General features: G+C 37.6%; 14 protein-coding genes and 1 other RNA gene. 11 read left to right on the top strand and 4 right to left on the bottom strand.

What is annotated here, in order from left to right:
• Nucleotides 1–43: 43 nt before the first annotated feature.
• Nucleotides 44–211 (bottom strand): hypothetical protein, encoded by a 168-nt coding sequence (locus H5183_RS08770; RefSeq protein ID WP_257326397.1) that lies wholly within the window; start codon nt 209–211, stop codon nt 44–46.
• Nucleotides 212–422: 211 nt separating this feature from the next.
• Between H5183_RS08770 and H5183_RS08765 the strand changes: the two genes are divergently transcribed.
• Nucleotides 423–3530, top strand: coding sequence for a VCBS repeat-containing protein (locus tag H5183_RS08765; protein WP_182731464.1), 3108 nt, complete (start codon nt 423–425; stop codon nt 3528–3530).
• Nucleotides 3531–3594: 64 nt separating this feature from the next.
• On the opposite strand, the gene H5183_RS08760 is transcribed toward H5183_RS08765, so the two are convergent.
• Both H5183_RS08760 and H5183_RS08755 read right to left on the bottom strand, forming a co-directional pair.
• Entirely contained in the window at nt 3595–3792 is a 198-nt protein-coding gene (locus H5183_RS08760; protein WP_145241378.1) for a CsbD family protein, read from the bottom strand.
• A 332-nt stretch (nt 3793–4124) separates the two neighbouring features.
• Nucleotides 4125–4757, bottom strand: coding sequence for an RpiB/LacA/LacB family sugar-phosphate isomerase (locus tag H5183_RS08755; protein ID WP_182731463.1), 633 nt, complete (start codon nt 4755–4757; stop codon nt 4125–4127).
• 391 nt (nt 4758–5148) lie between these two features.
• Between H5183_RS08755 and H5183_RS08750 the strand changes: the two genes are divergently transcribed.
• From H5183_RS08750 to H5183_RS08715, 8 genes are all read left to right on the top strand, one after another.
• Nucleotides 5149–6900 carry a DUF5666 domain-containing protein gene (locus tag H5183_RS08750; protein ID WP_182731462.1) on the top strand — a complete coding sequence of 584 codons (1752 nt, stop codon included), beginning with the start codon at nt 5149–5151 and terminating at the stop codon, nt 6898–6900.
• Nucleotides 6901–6960: 60 nt separating this feature from the next.
• Entirely contained in the window at nt 6961–7455 is a 495-nt protein-coding gene (locus tag H5183_RS08745; RefSeq protein ID WP_257324018.1) for a LuxR C-terminal-related transcriptional regulator, read from the top strand.
• Nucleotides 7456–7630: 175 nt separating this feature from the next.
• Nucleotides 7631–10054: an ATP-dependent helicase HrpB gene (gene hrpB / locus H5183_RS08740; protein WP_182731461.1), complete on the top strand. Its 2424-nt coding sequence runs from the start codon at nt 7631–7633 to the stop codon at nt 10052–10054.
• Nucleotides 10055–10168: 114 nt separating this feature from the next.
• Complete coding sequence (locus tag H5183_RS08735) at nt 10169–10513, top strand: 5-carboxymethyl-2-hydroxymuconate Delta-isomerase (RefSeq protein ID WP_182731460.1); 345 nt, start codon at nt 10169–10171, stop codon at nt 10511–10513.
• Nucleotides 10514–10633: 120 nt separating this feature from the next.
• Nucleotides 10634–11047 (top strand): DUF4019 domain-containing protein, encoded by a 414-nt coding sequence (locus tag H5183_RS08730; RefSeq protein WP_145241388.1) that lies wholly within the window; start codon nt 10634–10636, stop codon nt 11045–11047.
• Between the two features lie 415 nt (nt 11048–11462).
• Complete coding sequence (bamE, locus tag H5183_RS08725) at nt 11463–11825, top strand: outer membrane protein assembly factor BamE (RefSeq protein ID WP_145241390.1); 363 nt, start codon at nt 11463–11465, stop codon at nt 11823–11825.
• A 446-nt stretch (nt 11826–12271) separates the two neighbouring features.
• Complete coding sequence (locus H5183_RS08720; RefSeq protein WP_145241905.1) at nt 12272–12739, top strand: nuclear transport factor 2 family protein; 468 nt, start codon at nt 12272–12274, stop codon at nt 12737–12739.
• 99 nt (nt 12740–12838) lie between these two features.
• Entirely contained in the window at nt 12839–13030 is a 192-nt protein-coding gene (locus H5183_RS08715; protein ID WP_182731459.1) for a DUF3185 family protein, read from the top strand.
• Between the two features lie 138 nt (nt 13031–13168).
• Here H5183_RS08715 and ssrS read toward each other — a convergent pair.
• Nucleotides 13169–13352, bottom strand: a non-coding RNA gene (ssrS, locus tag H5183_RS08710) — 6S RNA.
• A 194-nt stretch (nt 13353–13546) separates the two neighbouring features.
• Here ssrS and H5183_RS08705 point away from each other — a divergent pair.
• Together H5183_RS08705 and pepP are read left to right on the top strand one after the other, a co-directional pair.
• A complete protein-coding gene (locus H5183_RS08705) occupies nt 13547–14110 on the top strand; it encodes a UPF0149 family protein (RefSeq protein ID WP_182731458.1) in 564 nt (187 codons plus the stop codon).
• 31 nt (nt 14111–14141) lie between these two features.
• The gene (gene pepP / locus H5183_RS08700; RefSeq protein ID WP_145241892.1) at nt 14142–15473 is read left to right on the top strand and encodes a Xaa-Pro aminopeptidase; all 1332 of its coding nucleotides are present in this window, start codon (nt 14142–14144) and stop codon (nt 15471–15473) included.
• The last annotated feature ends 5 nt before the right edge of the window (nt 15474–15478 follow it).

Here is a 15478-nt window from a genome sequence, read left to right as displayed (position 1 = left end):
AAAAAGGGGAGTGTGCTTCCCTTAAATATAGCGCGCTATTTTATTAAATACGCACTTTAACAAATGCCGCAATTGCATCGTCTTGGCAATGTGTGAAAAAACACTCTTGAAAACGAGCACCGCCAATGGCTTGTTTAATCAGCTCAGGGTCAATGGCTTCAAGTGCGCTTAAGTAATCTTTAGCTACATCTGCTTTTAGTTGATTTAAGATACATATGAATAGTTCGTTACCTATTGGCCATTGAGTTTGGTTTTAAATTTGCGAAGTTATGGTTATGCATTACTCGGTGCTAGCCACTCTTTAACTTTGTTAATCTTTGTTGAATTTTGTTAATGGGTTCTTTATTTTTAACTGTTTGGTTATATAATGCTGGTGCTAATGGATCATTATAATTAAAAATAAAATACAAAGGATTAGGGAATTGATTAAATTATCTTGCTTTACTTTACTCATGATGAGTGCTTATTCAGTAAATGCTACTGATGCAGAACACTTACAAAATACTCAAGAAAATACCTATGGTGATGCTGTTTTAGTTAACGGTCAAAAAATAAATTTTGATAAGTCACACTTCGATAGCTTAACTACAAAAGCTAAATTATCTACACCTTCAAAAAATAATACATCTTTTCAAACTGCTACTAACAACCAAAATATTGAACTTACAAGTGTATTTCGTGATTTCTCATTAGACAACTCTATGGGTCAAAAAGGCTTATATGTTACAGCGCTAACAGGGTTGAATAGTATGCATATTATATCTGCCCAACAGAGCAGCTTTAATATCATTGAATATACGAAGGATGAGTATCAGGTAACAGCTCGTTATGATTTTGACAGCAGTATTCAAGATACAGCACTGTTAAATGATAATGTGACTGATACCTATTATTTATATGTATTAGAAGGCAAATTTTTAAAAAAGGTTAATTTAGTCACTCAAAAGGTTGAACTAAGCACGGAGCTAACTTTTGATTATTATAATGCTGATTCAGTCGATGCTTTTGATATAAATAATGATGGCAAAGATGAGATTATTGTTTATAGAAACAATGAGCTGTTAGTGCTCAATGCTCTTGATCTGTCTGAGTTAGCAGCACTTAAAAATGCACAGCAAAAATTTGTTCTGGGATCATTTACTCAAGCTAACGTTAAAGAAATCCTATTTAGTGATGGTGCGGTTTTTCGGTTTGAAAATGATACGTTTGTGCTGCATAAACAACTTAATTTAAATGCTAGTGGCGAACACCTGATAGCAGTGGATATAAATAACGATGGCTTAGACGAAGTAATTAATGGGCAGAGTTGGAAAAGCATAGAGATGTTGAGCCCAAGTACAGAAAAAGTTTTGTGGACAGCTCAGAGTGGCCAAGATATTGATAAAGTTATTGTTGCAGACATCAATAAAGACGGCATCGATGATTTAGTTTACGGTGACGGCCAGTGGGGTCAGTTGTACGCGCTTTCACTTACAACTGGTATTGAGTTTTGGAGTATAAAAAATCCTGGACATGGTGTGTCAGGTATTGTCGTTGACGATTTTAACGGTGACGGCAAACAGGATATTGCTTGGGGAGCGGGTTATTCATCTTCAGGTGAAGATGAGTTTCAGATCCATAATGTGGATGATAAAACTAAGCAATGGTCTAAAAAAATTAAGCAATATTCTAATAAATCTTTAGCGCTTGCTGATATCAATAATAATGGAAGTTTAGATGTACTTTACACACTAACTGATAGTAATTCTCTATATGTTGTTGATACAGAAACAAAAACTAGAATTCTTACAAATATTGAGCTGAAAAATGACTGGGATAGTAATACTTTGATTACTACCGCTGATTTATTCAATGACGGTAAAAATTATATAATTTCTGGTAGTTCTGCAATATATGATGCAAATGTTCAGGTTTTTTCTCCTGATAGTGGTGAGGAGATATTTCAAACAAAGCTTGGTAGCGGTGATTATGTCAGTGCGTTAACTGCGTTTGATATCAACAATGATGGCAAGCTAGAAATAATTGTAGGCAATGGTGCTGAACATACCGGCAGTGAAGGGAATTTTTTCAAGGTCTTAAATGGACAAACAGGGGAAGTGTTAAAAATATCGCCCAGTTTGGGTTTTTCTTGGCGTGGAATGAGCTCAATAGTAACTGGAAGCTTTATTAACAATGACAATATCGACATTGTTAGTTTAGTGGATGGTTCTCTAGTTGGTTATGATTATTCTAACAATACCATTATGAAGGTTACCCTAAGCCAAAGCTTTAACGGTTTAGTTAATGTTATTGCTAACGGAGAACAATCTTTAGTAGCGTCTAGCTCTAGTGGGTCGCTGTATAAGGTAGCTTTAAACGGTCAAGAAACATTAATCGCTGAAGTGTGCCAAGGCACTTTAAATAACTTGGTATCAGTAAGAGCGGGATTTGTGCAATATTCGTGTTCAGATCAATTTGGTGAGTACGATTTAGATAATAATACGATTTCATATAGGATCGACAGAGCTAACGAAGCTAGTTGGTTAGCAAGTACGACGTTCAATAATGTTGACTATACACTGTTGTCAGGTAAGTCATTAGAAGTGTTTTCTAACCAAACGGCTGTACCTTTAACTAAACCAGATAATATTAGCTATTCAGGTCACGTGTTATCAAGTATTCAAATAGATTTACCTGTTGCTGATGATATTGATTATGTTGTATTGGATCAAAGACCAACCTTAGGCAAAGTAGAGTTCAGTGATAGGAAAGCGGGATTGTTGACTTATGTTCCTTCTGGAGTTGCAATCGGTACTGATGTGCTTAACTACTACACCGTTAAAGGGCGTGCGCGTTCGGCTGTAGCAAGTTTAACATTAGATTTGACAAATACGGCTCCGGTTGCAAATAACATGACACTGCAAACACATTGGAATACGCCACTTAATTTTAACCTTGAGGGGCTAGATGAAGATGAAGAAAATCTGGTATTTGATATTAAAAATACGCCTGCGCATGGGCAGATTCAGTTAATCGATGCTGCATCTGGGAGTGTTACATTTTCGCCAAGTGGGGAGTCACTTGAGCCAGTGTCAGTAAGCTATACAGTCAGAGATTCTTTAATAGAAACTAAAATACATAATGTAGTTATCGAGTTTAAAAATACGACTCCACAAGCTCAAAATTTAACCTATAAAACGTCTTATAATAGCGAAGTAAATGGCCGTTTTTCAGCACTAGATAATGACGATGATACGATTGAATATGAGCTAGTTACTGAGCCTAATTCAGGGAGTTTTAGCTTTGAAGCTGATACTGGGTTGTTTAAATTAACTCCAACAGAAGAAGAAAGTCATACGATTACTTTTAGCTATATCGCTAAAGATAAGTTTGCTAGCTCTGCGACTCAAACTGTCACCGTGAATGTTGAAGGTAAGCAAGGTGCGCCTTCATCTGAGTCTAGTTCAAGCTCAGGTGGTGGCATCTATTATCTAATTGCATTGCTATCGTTTTCTCTTCTTGGTAGACGCCGACAAATTTATAGTAAATAACTTACTATAGATAAAAAACCGCCAAGTGGCGGTTTTTTCATAAAAGCAGTTGCTATGCTTTAGGTTAATGGCCTTTCTCAAACTCATCAACTTCGCGCTCAGCTTCCTCTTTCGATTTACCGTATGCTTGTTGAATTTTACCAACAAGCTCTTTACGACTACCTTCAATTTTATCTAAATCATCGTTGGTAAGGTCGCCCCATTTACGTTGCGCTTTACCTTTAAGTTCTTTCCAATTACCTTCAATACGATCGCTATTCATAATTTACTCCTTGTATAGATAAGTGATTTTCTTGTCGTGTTCAGTTATTAAAGAGCAAACTCTATACCATGCTAGATATTTATTTTATTTCATTTTAAATCATTGCTTTACGATCTATTCTCTCGGTAGCTATTAGATTGTGTGTTTAATTATTACGTTAATGTGTGTAATTATTACGACCTTGAAAAGTAGGGATTGATTATTAATATTTGTGTGGGAAATTCACTTTTTAGAATTTTCCTTTAACTATTTCATATAAAAAAGCCAATGAAATTTATATATTACATTGGCGTGTGCGTATTAATTAGAGTCAGTACGAATACCGGATATATTTAAATACGCGCTTTAACAAATGCAGCAATTGCGTCGTCTTGGCAATGTGTGAAAAAACACTCTTGAAAACGTGGGCCGCCAATGGCTTGTTTAATCAGCTCAGGATCAATAGCTTCAAGTGCGCTTAAGTAATCTTTAGCTACATCTGCTTTTAGTTGATTTAAAATACCTGCATTTGTTACTTGAGATTCTTTACGCTCTGCAGGATACCCTTGGCCTTTTTCGCCGGTAAATGCTTTTTCGAATATGTATTTAATATTAAGCTCAGCGCCCCAGCCAAAGCCTTTGGCATAGGGTAAAGCGAGTGCATTGCCATTGTTTATTTGCGCAAACAGGTAGGCATCAGATGGGTCAATGCAGTAGCCACATGTTACACCAGGAAATGCATTGCTCGCCATTAACGCGCCTTGGCCAGTACCACAACCGGTAACTACAAAGTCTACCGCTTTTGAGTTGAGCAGTAGGCTTGCAATGATCCCAAGGTGAATATAGGTTAATCGATGATCGTTATCGCCATCCATACCTACATTAAATACTTGGTGATTTTGGGCATTAGCCACAGTGTTAAGCTGTTCAAGTACTGTAGGGTTTTTTGCCGCTTGACTGAATTCGTTCATTAATGCGATTTTCATTTGACTCTACCAATTTTGTTAACGTTGAGTTGATTCTACATATCAATGCTACCGGTGGCAAATATTGTTGTCTGTTACATATTATTACTTATGTAAGTTGCCTGAGAATAATTAGTAACCTATTCGAACTTTGAGTTTTGCTTCCCTTTTTCTAAATAGTGGCTATGCATAACTCGATGTTTTCAGTTTTTTGTTAATTACATAACAGCAGATGTTTTTATTCATTATTGTGGTTACCTTAATCCTAATACCCCTAGCTTGCTTTTTCTTTTATAAAAAACAGCATGTTAAAAACGTAGGTAAAATTACCTATTTACTAAAGCAATAGCTAGGTCAATAGTGTTGTTGAAGTATGTATTCAGTAAATACAATTAACCCTAGGATTATTAGTATGAAAAAAATGAGTAAACATATATTCACTTTAAGCGCACTTACCATATTGACCGCTTGCGGTGGCTCTAATCAAAGTGAACAACCAGACTCTATAGTTGTTAATCCGATAACCCCTCCCGTTTCAATTTCTCCTAAGCTTGTTGTAACACAAGGTACGATCACTGGCTTTGGGAGTATTTATGTTGATGGTATTAAATATAATACTGATACGAGTAATATTAGGAAAAATGGCTTAAACACTCAATTAAGCGCGCTTAGTGTTGGTATGAAAATTAGTTTTTCAGCGCAACAAAATGACTTAGACGAATGGGTTGCGCAAGACGTGGCATACGACACTGAAGTTGAAGGTGTAATTCAAAGTATTGATCGTAACAATAGTCAAATACAGATTGCGAATACAGTTGTTTTTTATAATGATTTAACGCACTTTATTGATACTTCAGAGACACTGATTGGTGTTGGGCAAAGGGTCGAGATAAGCGGCTACCCGCAAGCAGACGGTACTTTTTTAGCGTCATACATTAAAGCCGACACCGATGAAAGTAATGATGGGCATGAATATACCGCTGGGATTGTATCTAATTTAGACGAGGCAACATTACAGTTTACTATTAATGGCGTTGTTATTGATTATAGCTCGGCTGTAATTGATGGCGTATTAGCAAACAATACCTATGTTAAAGTTGAAGGCAATTTAGTTGACGGGGTAATGGTTGCCAATAAGGTTGATGCTAGAACCGTTAAAGAGTCACTTGATATTGATGATGATAGCGTATTACGTTACCAAATAGAGGGGTTAATTACCCAAGTAAGCGCAACATCTATTGGGGTTAATGGGCAAATATTTGACTATGCAAATGATGTTGAGATTGAAGGGGCTGCACTGAATGATTTAACTGTGGGTATGTTTGTTGAGGTTTATGTTAATAACAATTTAGTCACTTCTATCGAATTTAAACAGTCTTCTTATTCATCAGACGGTAAAGTAAAAGGCGTTATAGAAGATATAGACCGTGAAAACAAAACTATCACCGTTAATGCTGTGGTATATGTAATTAATGAATTTAGCCGTTTTGAAGATGATGATGAGCAGTACTTTAGTTTTGCCACTTTAAATATTAATGATTATGTTGAAATTGCCTACCTGCAAACATCACCACTGCCTAGTGTTTTAAAAATTGAAAAAGAAGATCAACACGAATATCAACAAGAATGGGAAATGAAAGGGCAAGTAACTGCAATTTCAAACAATATAATTACGGTTAACGGTGCTGAAATAGTGTTAGTTACTGATGCAAAATACATCATAGATGATGCATTAGTTTCTTTTACAACGTTTTTAAGTCAACTAATTGTTGGAGATCGTGTTGAAGTCGAAGGGCAATACGACACTAATAACTTATTTATTCTTGGTAAGGTTGAACTTGGCCGCAATGATAATGATGGCAGCGACGATGATGGAGGCGATGCAGACCGAGGTGACGATGGTGATGATGACAATGGCAACGATGATAAGCATGTCGGCTATGTTGAATTAGAAGGAACCATTACTCAGCTTTTAACAAATAAGAGCTTTATGCTAAATGGTTACGAAGTGCAGTTATCGGAAAATGCAGAATTAGAGCTAAATGATCGAGATGTAAATTTGATAACTTTTATGGAGGCATTAGCCGTGGGTCGTACCATTGAAGTTGAAGGTCAATGGGTGGAAAATAAATATATCCTTGTTTCTGAAGCTGAGCTAAAGTAAAGAAACGTATTACAATAAATAAAGCCACATTATTGTGGCTTTTTTTATGGCTAGGTAAAAATGATGCATAAAGATAAGTTAATTTCATTCACATTGATTATGATCGTTATTTTTAAGTTGATTGATTTATCAACTGATATTTCAAGCAATATAGAACCTAAGCATATTTGGCAAGAAATCACGCTAATTGCTTTATCGTTAGCATTGTTCGTTTATTTAGTGATTGATATTCATAAGCGCACTATTAATGAAAAGTTAAACTTGGCGCAGTTAAAGGTCTCGAAAGAAAATATAAGGCTTCTTAATCAGCAATTAGAAGACTCTAAAGTCGCATTTTTTAATGAAATTGAAGGGCAGTTCCAAAAGTGGGGATTAACGGCTGCTGAAAAAGAGATTGCACTATTTTTAGTAAAGGGATTATCAACATCAGAGATTGCTAGCATTCGAAATAAATCAGAAAAAACCATTAGTAATCAATCGTCTGCTATTTATAAAAAGGCTGATGTAACTGGCAGGCATGAGCTCGCGGCTCTATTTTTTGAAATGTTGTTGTAAGTTTTTTTAAGTCTTTCATAAATAAAGGTAGTTGCGCTCAGTCGGTTTACTGTTTCAATAATATTTAATTTGATAACACAAAACGCCGATGTGTATTAAATATTAATAGTATCAATCGCTGCCACACAATTGTTTTTTGTTACAATGCTAACAAAGCAATTTAGGATAAATAGCTGTGCTGCCGGTTCAAGACATATATCAACAACTCGTTACTACATTACAAAGTGATCCGATTACCTTACTGCAAGCGCCGCCGGGTGCGGGTAAGTCAACATGGTTACCATTGCAGTTGATGCGCGACGGGCACTTTAAGCACATTGTCATGCTTGAGCCGCGTCGCTTAGCTGCACGTAATATTGCCAACTATTTAGCACAGTGCCAAAACGAAACCGTAGGGCAAAGCGTTGGTTTACGTATCAGGCAGGAAACCAAAGTCAGTGTTAATACCCGCCTTGAAATTGTTACTGAGGGCATGCTCACGCGTATGCTACAAAACGACCCAGAGCTCAGTGGCGTTGACCTACTGATATTTGATGAATTTCATGAGCGCTCTATTGCGGCCGATACCGCATTAGCGTTTGCATTAGAATCTCAAGCTGCACTGCGTGATGATTTAACGATTTTATTGATGTCGGCAACCCTTGATAGCGAACGCTATCAGCAGTTTTTTGATTGTTCAATTATTAGTTCCCACGGGCGTAGCTTTCCCATCGATGAAATTTACATACCCATTAAAGATGAAAGCCGCTGGCTTGACGCTATGGCCAGTATTATCAAACAAGCTTTAGTTGAACAAACAGGCAGTGCGTTAGTTTTTTTGCCCGGTCAATATGAGATCAACCGCGTACAACAAGCGCTGTCAGATTTGCCTGCAAATTGCCATGTAGTTACTCTGTTTGGTGAACAAGATAAAGCATCTCAACAAGCTGCAATTGCCCCTGCGGCAAAAGGTACTCGTAAAGTGGTGCTGACCACCAATGTTGCCGAAACTAGCTTAACCATTGAAGGTATTCGTATTGTGGTTGATAGTGGCAAGCGCCGCGCTGCTAGTTTTAATTTAAAAACTGGCGTTACTGAACTCACCACACAAAGTATTTCTCGCTCATCGGCAATTCAACGAGCTGGGCGGGCTGGGCGTATTGAGCCCGGTGTAGTTTATAGGCTTGGTTCAAAACAAACCTTTGAGCGGCGTAATAGCCATGATGCGCCAGAAATTTTAAGTGCTGATATTAGCCAATTATTATTGGAGGCAAAATTCTGGGGCGCGGAGTTAACTGATCTAAGCTTGTTAGATAGTCCAACAGCACAACAAATACAGCAAGCAACAAAATTACTGCAAATGTTAGAGGCGCTCGATAATAACAATAAATTGACCCCCCTCGCTACGCGTATGCTAAGTTTTGGCGCGGATATTCGCCTAGCGCACATGCTAATTAAAGCGCAGCAACTCGAACCTCAGATGCCAGGTATTTATACATTAGCGGCGTATTTAATTGCGTTATTAGAGAGTCGGATTAGCCATGCCGCAGATTTAAGCTTAGCATTACACAGCCAACATGCTCGGCCACATCCGGTATTTAAACAGCAACTGAAATTTTGGTTAAAGCGATTAAAGCTAACTGAAGTACGCGAACTACAAACCACTTATTTGGCTTTGCTGGTGGCGTTTGCTTTTCCTGATCGATTAGCTAAAAAGCGTGGCAATGGTTACTTGCTTGCCAATGGCGCAGGTGCTGAGCTAAACAACGAGCATTGGCATAACGAGGACTACCTTGCAATTGCTTCAATGGGAGGCCAAAAAGGCAGTCGTATTTTTGCAGCTGTTGCGTTCACTCCTGCAGAGATTGAGGATGAACTGACACATTTATTTACTGCACAAACGCGCTGTGAATTTGACGAAAAAACAGGGCGCTTTATTCATCAAGATGAAGTCAAACTAGGGGCAATTACAGTTACTAGCCAACCGAGTAAACATCCGCTTGATAAAAGTGAGCGGGCGAAAGCGTGGTTAGCTTTATTTCAAAAACAAGGCTTTGAATTATTTAATGAGCAAAGCGACAGTGAGCAGTTACTTATTCGTATGTGTTTAGCCAGTAATTTAGTGCCGGAGCAATTTCCTGTCGTCACTAAACAAAGCTTAATCGATGACGCACAGCTTTGGTTAGGTACTTTTCTGGAAGATATAAAAACCCTCGAACAATTGAAAAAGTTTAACTACTTTAATGCCTTGCAAAGTTGTTTTAATTGGCAACAACAAAATGCGTTAAATGATTTATTCCCGCTGAGAGTGTCAGTTCCAAGTGGCTCAAATATTCGTATTGAATATCAACTCGACGGCCCTGCAAAACTCAGTGTTCGTATGCAAGAAGTGTACGGCATGACCAGTACGCCAATATTAGCGCAAGGCAAGTTACCCTTATTAATGGAACTACTCTCACCAGCAAGACGACCTTTACAACTAACACAAGATCTTGCTGGCTTTTGGCAAACCAGCTATCGGGAGGTGCAAAAAGAAATGAAAGGTCGTTATCCAAAACACTTTTGGCCTGATAACCCCGCCACCAGTGCGGCTACGAGTAAAGTTAAAAGTAAGATGTGAAGGAGTTAGCAAGGACAAAGTTAGCAAGAGTAAAATTGACTATTAAGCAGTGTTTTATAGTTTAAAAAAAGGTAAGTTAAATACTTATTGACTGCATAAATAAGGAGTTATTTAATGCCACACTTTATTATAGATTGCTCGCAGAGTATCTTGACTCATCATGATGAAGATACCATTAATGAACAAATTCATCACACTGCAAACGCATCGGATTTGTTCGCTGAGCATGAAATTAAAGTCAGAGTAAACCCGTATAATCGTTATTTAGTGGGTAATAAACAGCACGAATTTATTCATGTTTTTGGATATATAATGGAGGGGCGAACGACTGAGCAAAAAGCTGAATTATCAAAAGCGATAGTGACTAAACTTACTCAGATGTTCCCACATATCGACAATATTGCAATGAATGTCAGTGACTTTGAAAAGGCAACATATTGTAATAAAAGCCAGCTTTAAGCAGAACATAGTGAGCGATGCTTCGACAGTGCAGATTGTTTTTTGAAAATCATTTATGGCAAAGTTGAACAGTGATTTTGTGCTTGAGGCAAAATAACTTGATAGAAAAAAGGACTCACCATGAAAAATATAATTGTTGTTTTATGTTTATTTATAAGCACATTAACGTGGTCTCAGACGCTAAGGGTTGTTGATGTATCAACAGAAATCGCCCCTGCGACTAGCTGGTTAGAAGTTGTTGATAGTGGTAAATACGCAAACAGTTGGCAGCAGGCTGGGGCGTTTTTTCAAAAAAATGTACCGCAAGCGCTCTGGGTATCTAAGTTAGAGCAAGTTCGTACGCCGCTAGGTGCTGTTACATCTCGCGAAGGTATCAGTCGTCAAGTGTTAACCTCAATACCGCAACTGCCCGACGGTGATTATGTGATTTTAGAGTTTCAAACTGATTTTGAAAATAAAGCACAGTCGATTGAAACCGTGACATTAAAAAAATCTGCTGAGCAATGGCAAGTGATTGGTTATTTTATCCAGTGAATTAACCTATTATTACTACAGCTGTATTTTTTAACGAAATAAAAAATATAAAATAATTATTAAAAATTGGAGTTTACAAAAATAAAATAATGATAATGACATTTATTGTTGCTGATGTTGCATTAATTTACTTTAGTTGTGGATTGTTGTGCTCTACTAGTGAGTAAGTTATCCAAATGAAATCATGGTATAAAATGGTTGCTATAGTGGGTTGGAAAGTAATATCTAATCATAAGTGGGATTGAAATATTTATAATTATAGTATTTGTTTTTTATTTTATTATACATTTTTACTGATTAATTTTTTATCTTTAATATGTTTCCATTTGGGGTTGATATTTTATTTTTTTTGTTCATAATTAATGCGCTTAATCGCGTTGAAATGGAATTTAAAAGATAATTATTAAGGAATGACATGAAAAAGATATTATTAACAATTGCAATGGCGTTTGTTTTGGCCGCATGTAATAGCACCTCACAAGGCCGTGATTTTGATATGGAAGTTGTAAAAGGCTTCAAAAAAGGCGAAACAACTCAAGAGCAAGTCAAAGAAGCGATTGGCGACCCTATGGGCGTTAATGATATAGGTAATGACGAAGTTGTATGGACATACAGCTACAGCGAAGGTCAAGGCGGTGGTGTAGGCTTTATTCCATACGCAGGCCATGTCGGTGGTTCTCAAAATGAGACAAAGAATGTAACAATCCGTTTTAATGCTAAAGGCATTGTATCAGGTTTATCATTCAATGAATCAGCAGGTAGTTCTTCACACCTATAACTCGTTACTATCTATTTCAACGCATTTCTATTACGGCTGCTTAGCAGTCGTAATACCCCTATTATTTATCCTCTCCCTAAATCAATCACTTTTTTATATTAAATGGTCATTAAGTTTTATATTTATTTTAAAGTAAATTATAGGCTGGTTGTTAGTCTAATGACTTTTTATTTAAATAAGTTATTGAGTGTGTTAATTTTATTATGCATTGAAAGTGCCGGTGAACATTAAAATAATTTAATTAAAAAGGTATGGGTCTTAAGTTGTAGAAGATTCGCTACATGCTTACTGAGATTGTCCAGAACAAGCCAGCCTTTTAGATGATATTTTATAAGAGTATTTTATAAAACCATCCGGCGAAGCGTGATTTATTATAAAAAGACTATACATTTTAGTTTGTTGCTGTTTTGATAGAGTGATAATTAAACACAATGCAAGAGAGCATAATGAAATACGTTACTTTTTTATTGTTAGCTGTTATCGCAACTTTTAACTTACATGCAAAAGACGAAAATAACGAACTAGAAGGACTCGCCCAGCAATATTTTTCCACCATGACGGCAACTCAGGCGCCTAAAGCTAGCAGTAAAGAACTAGAAGCTTTTTTAGCGTTACTCACTGACGATGTTGCTAATCAACACCTACCTTATCAAAGCGATGATTCTCGTTCACCTGACGGTAAGGCCATGATGCGCAAAGGTATGACTTTTTATCTAGGTGCCCACACTGAATATGAAGCAAAGTTACTTGATACTTTCATATTTAATAATACCGCGATTGCGATTCGTTACACGCAACACGCGAAAGGTGTGCACCCGCAAAACAAGCAACTGATTGAATACACCCAAACGTTGATGGATGTTCTGGAAATTGAAAACGGTAAGATTGCGGTGATCCGTAAATACCATGAGTAATTTTTAAATAGCGGTGTGAAGGTTATTTTTAGTTTTGCTTTAATCAATACCTTAGCGTACTTTTAGAGATTACCTTTGTTAGCTTTAATAGGAATTAAAATGAATAAAGTAATTGGTATTGTGTTGATCTGTATTGGAGTTGCACTGGCTTTTTGGGGTTATGACGTTTATGACTCTGCAAGTGCGCAAATTACGCGAACTTTTAGTGGTGATACACCCATTGAGGCTTGGGCTGGAATGGTCGGTGGTGTTGTCTGTATCGTATTGGGTGCGCTGAGAGTTAAAAATTAACAGTAACTGATTCTTTTAAGATAGATGATCTAACTTGAAGAACTACTTACATTTACGATGGTATTAAATACTTTTGGCTCATATTATTATTAATGGTTTAAAGCACAACAGCAGATAGTATAAAAGAAGGTAAGAAAGGTGTTCCCCAAGTATGCGGCACTCGGTGTCAGTCCTGAAACCATAAGGTCTCAGGGCGGGAATCTGCGGTTTGCCGTAGGCTTCTCGGTACATGCCGAGCTTGCACAATAGCAGACGAACAGAAACCCTAACATAAAATTTATCGGCTCAGGGACTTAACCAAGCTCCAACACCCTAGGGAACAAATTCAGTATATAAGACATAAGCCAATCCTTACACCCCAAATTCAAAATAATTATACTGTTCGAGTGATTTTCCAGCACTGGTAACTGGCTATTTACTTTTCGGATTGCTTTTTGACCTCAATCATACTTTTCATTGGAGTTGCTATTTATCGAGTGGTAGCATTGACTTAATTAGCCAAGCGAAGATCTCAGCATGAACGAATTACCAGATTACCAACAAGCCCAATTACTATTGGAAAAAAACGAAATATTTGTCACTCCTTCAGAAGCACACGGCGTGATCAGTGGATTATTAGCCTGCGGCTTGAGTATTGAAGCCAAAGAATACTTAGGCTTATTAAGCGATGTGTTTAATGATGGCCAAGCATTTAGCCATGATCTGAAAGAATTTTTTGCCATTATTTATAAGCAAGTTGTAGAAAGCTTTAACAACGAAGAGTTTCAATTTGATTTATTTTTACCAAGTGATGACGAAACCTTAGTAGATCAAGCGAATGGTTTAGTGTCATGGGTCGCTGGGTTTATGCTTGGTTTTGGCTTAAAGCAAAAAGATTATGGCAAGTTATCAGCTGATGTAAAAGAAGTGATCAGTGATTTTAGTGAAATTACGCGTTTAGATACCATGTTTGATGAAACCGAAGAAGACAGCCAAGCATTGCACGAAGTAATTGAATATGTGCGAGTTTCTGCGCTGTTGTGTTTTGCTGAACTTGGTCGAGAGCAAGCGCCAAAAAGCACTAAAAAAACACTTCACTAAGTTAAAATTAACAGTATAAACAGGGTTTATAATGCCAACAGTTAAAATAGAAAAAGCAGAGTTTAAAGCACGCAGAGATCGTTTACTTGCCATGATGGAACCAAACAGTGTGGCTATCATTCCAGCGGCAAGTGAAGTAACCCGCAGCCGTGATACTGAATATGCGTTTCGCCAAGATAGCGACTTCTTCTACTTAACTGGCTTTAATGAACCCGATGCAGTGTTAGTGCTTTGCCCAAGCAGCGATACACCGAGTACGCTGTTTTGTTTGAACAAAGATAAGCTGGCGGAAATTTGGCATGGTCGTCGTATTGGTTTTGAAAAAGCTAAAAAAGATTATTTATTCGACCAAACATGTGCACTGAGTGAACTAACTGAACAATTATTGAATTTGGTGAACGGCCAGCAGATTTTATTTTATGCACAAGGTACTTATCCACAGTTTGACGATAAAGTGTGGGCGTTATTAAATACGCTGCGTGGCGCGCCTAAAAAAGGTTATAAAGCGCCACATACGATTAAAGATATTCGTGGTTTAGTGCACGAAATGCGTTTATTTAAATCACCTGCTGAGGTGAATATTATGCGCCAAGCGTGTGAAATAAGTGCCCAAGGACATATTCGTGCTATGCAGTTTGCAAAGCCAGGCGCTACCGAATATCAGCTAGAAGCCGAGCTTCATCATCATTACGCTATGCATGGTGCGCGTCATCCCGCCTATGGCACCATTGTCGGCGGTGGCGATAACGCCAATATATTGCATTACACTGCTAACAGTGATGTGCTGACCGACGGTGATTTAGTGCTGATTGATTCTGGCGCTGAACTGCAAGGTTACGCGGCAGATATTACGCGTACTTTCCCTATTAATGGGCAATTTAGTCAACCTCAAGCTGAGCTTTATAACATTGTTCTAGCGGCGCAAGCAGCAGCGTTTACTGAAGTAAAGCCCGGTGGTAGCTTATCAAAGGCTAATAAATTAGCGATGACAGTGCTCACCCAAGGCTTAGTTGATTTAGGTATTTTGCAAGGTGAGTTACAAGAGTTACTTGATAACCAAGCATGTAAAGCATTTTATATGCACGGCCTTGGTCATTGGCTTGGCCTTGATGTGCATGATGTAGGCGACTATAAAAAAGACGAAAAAGAACGCCCATTTGAAGCTGGTATGGTACTCACTATTGAACCTGGCTTGTATGTTAGCCTAGATGCGCAAGCACCTGAGCAATATAAGGGCATTGGTATTCGTATTGAAGATAACCTGTTAGTGACCGAGCAAGGCCACGAAAATCTTACCTTGAGTGTGCCAAAAAGTATCAGCGAGATTGAAGCGTTAATGCAAAAGCAAGCAATTAACCGCTAGGAGCA

Source organism: Pseudoalteromonas sp. SR44-8 (genome assembly GCF_014163635.1).
Lineage (GTDB): Bacteria > Pseudomonadota > Gammaproteobacteria > Enterobacterales > Alteromonadaceae > Pseudoalteromonas > Pseudoalteromonas rhizosphaerae.
The sequence above is the reverse complement of the archived record's forward strand: the minus strand, read 5'-3'. Positions and strand labels throughout refer to the sequence as shown.

What these genes read in the sequence shown, in the direction of transcription:
- H5183_RS08760 (WP_145241378.1), bottom strand. Translation starts at nt 3,792, where the DNA reads ATGAATAGCGATCGTATTGAAGGTAATTGGAAAGAACTTAAAGGTAAA.
- H5183_RS08755 (WP_182731463.1), bottom strand. Translation starts at nt 4,757, where the DNA reads ATGAAAATCGCATTAATGAACGAATTCAGTCAAGCGGCAAAAAACCCT.
- H5183_RS08750 (WP_182731462.1), top strand. Translation starts at nt 5,149, where the DNA reads ATGAAAAAAATGAGTAAACATATATTCACTTTAAGCGCACTTACCATA.
- H5183_RS08745 (WP_257324018.1), top strand. Translation starts at nt 6,961, where the DNA reads ATGATGCATAAAGATAAGTTAATTTCATTCACATTGATTATGATCGTT.
- H5183_RS08735 (WP_182731460.1), top strand. Translation starts at nt 10,169, where the DNA reads ATGCCACACTTTATTATAGATTGCTCGCAGAGTATCTTGACTCATCAT.
- H5183_RS08730 (WP_145241388.1), top strand. Translation starts at nt 10,634, where the DNA reads ATGAAAAATATAATTGTTGTTTTATGTTTATTTATAAGCACATTAACG.
- bamE (WP_145241390.1), top strand. Translation starts at nt 11,463, where the DNA reads ATGAAAAAGATATTATTAACAATTGCAATGGCGTTTGTTTTGGCCGCA.
- H5183_RS08720 (WP_145241905.1), top strand. Translation starts at nt 12,272, where the DNA reads ATGAAATACGTTACTTTTTTATTGTTAGCTGTTATCGCAACTTTTAAC.
- H5183_RS08715 (WP_182731459.1), top strand. Translation starts at nt 12,839, where the DNA reads ATGAATAAAGTAATTGGTATTGTGTTGATCTGTATTGGAGTTGCACTG.
- H5183_RS08705 (WP_182731458.1), top strand. Translation starts at nt 13,547, where the DNA reads ATGAACGAATTACCAGATTACCAACAAGCCCAATTACTATTGGAAAAA.
- pepP (WP_145241892.1), top strand. Translation starts at nt 14,142, where the DNA reads ATGCCAACAGTTAAAATAGAAAAAGCAGAGTTTAAAGCACGCAGAGAT.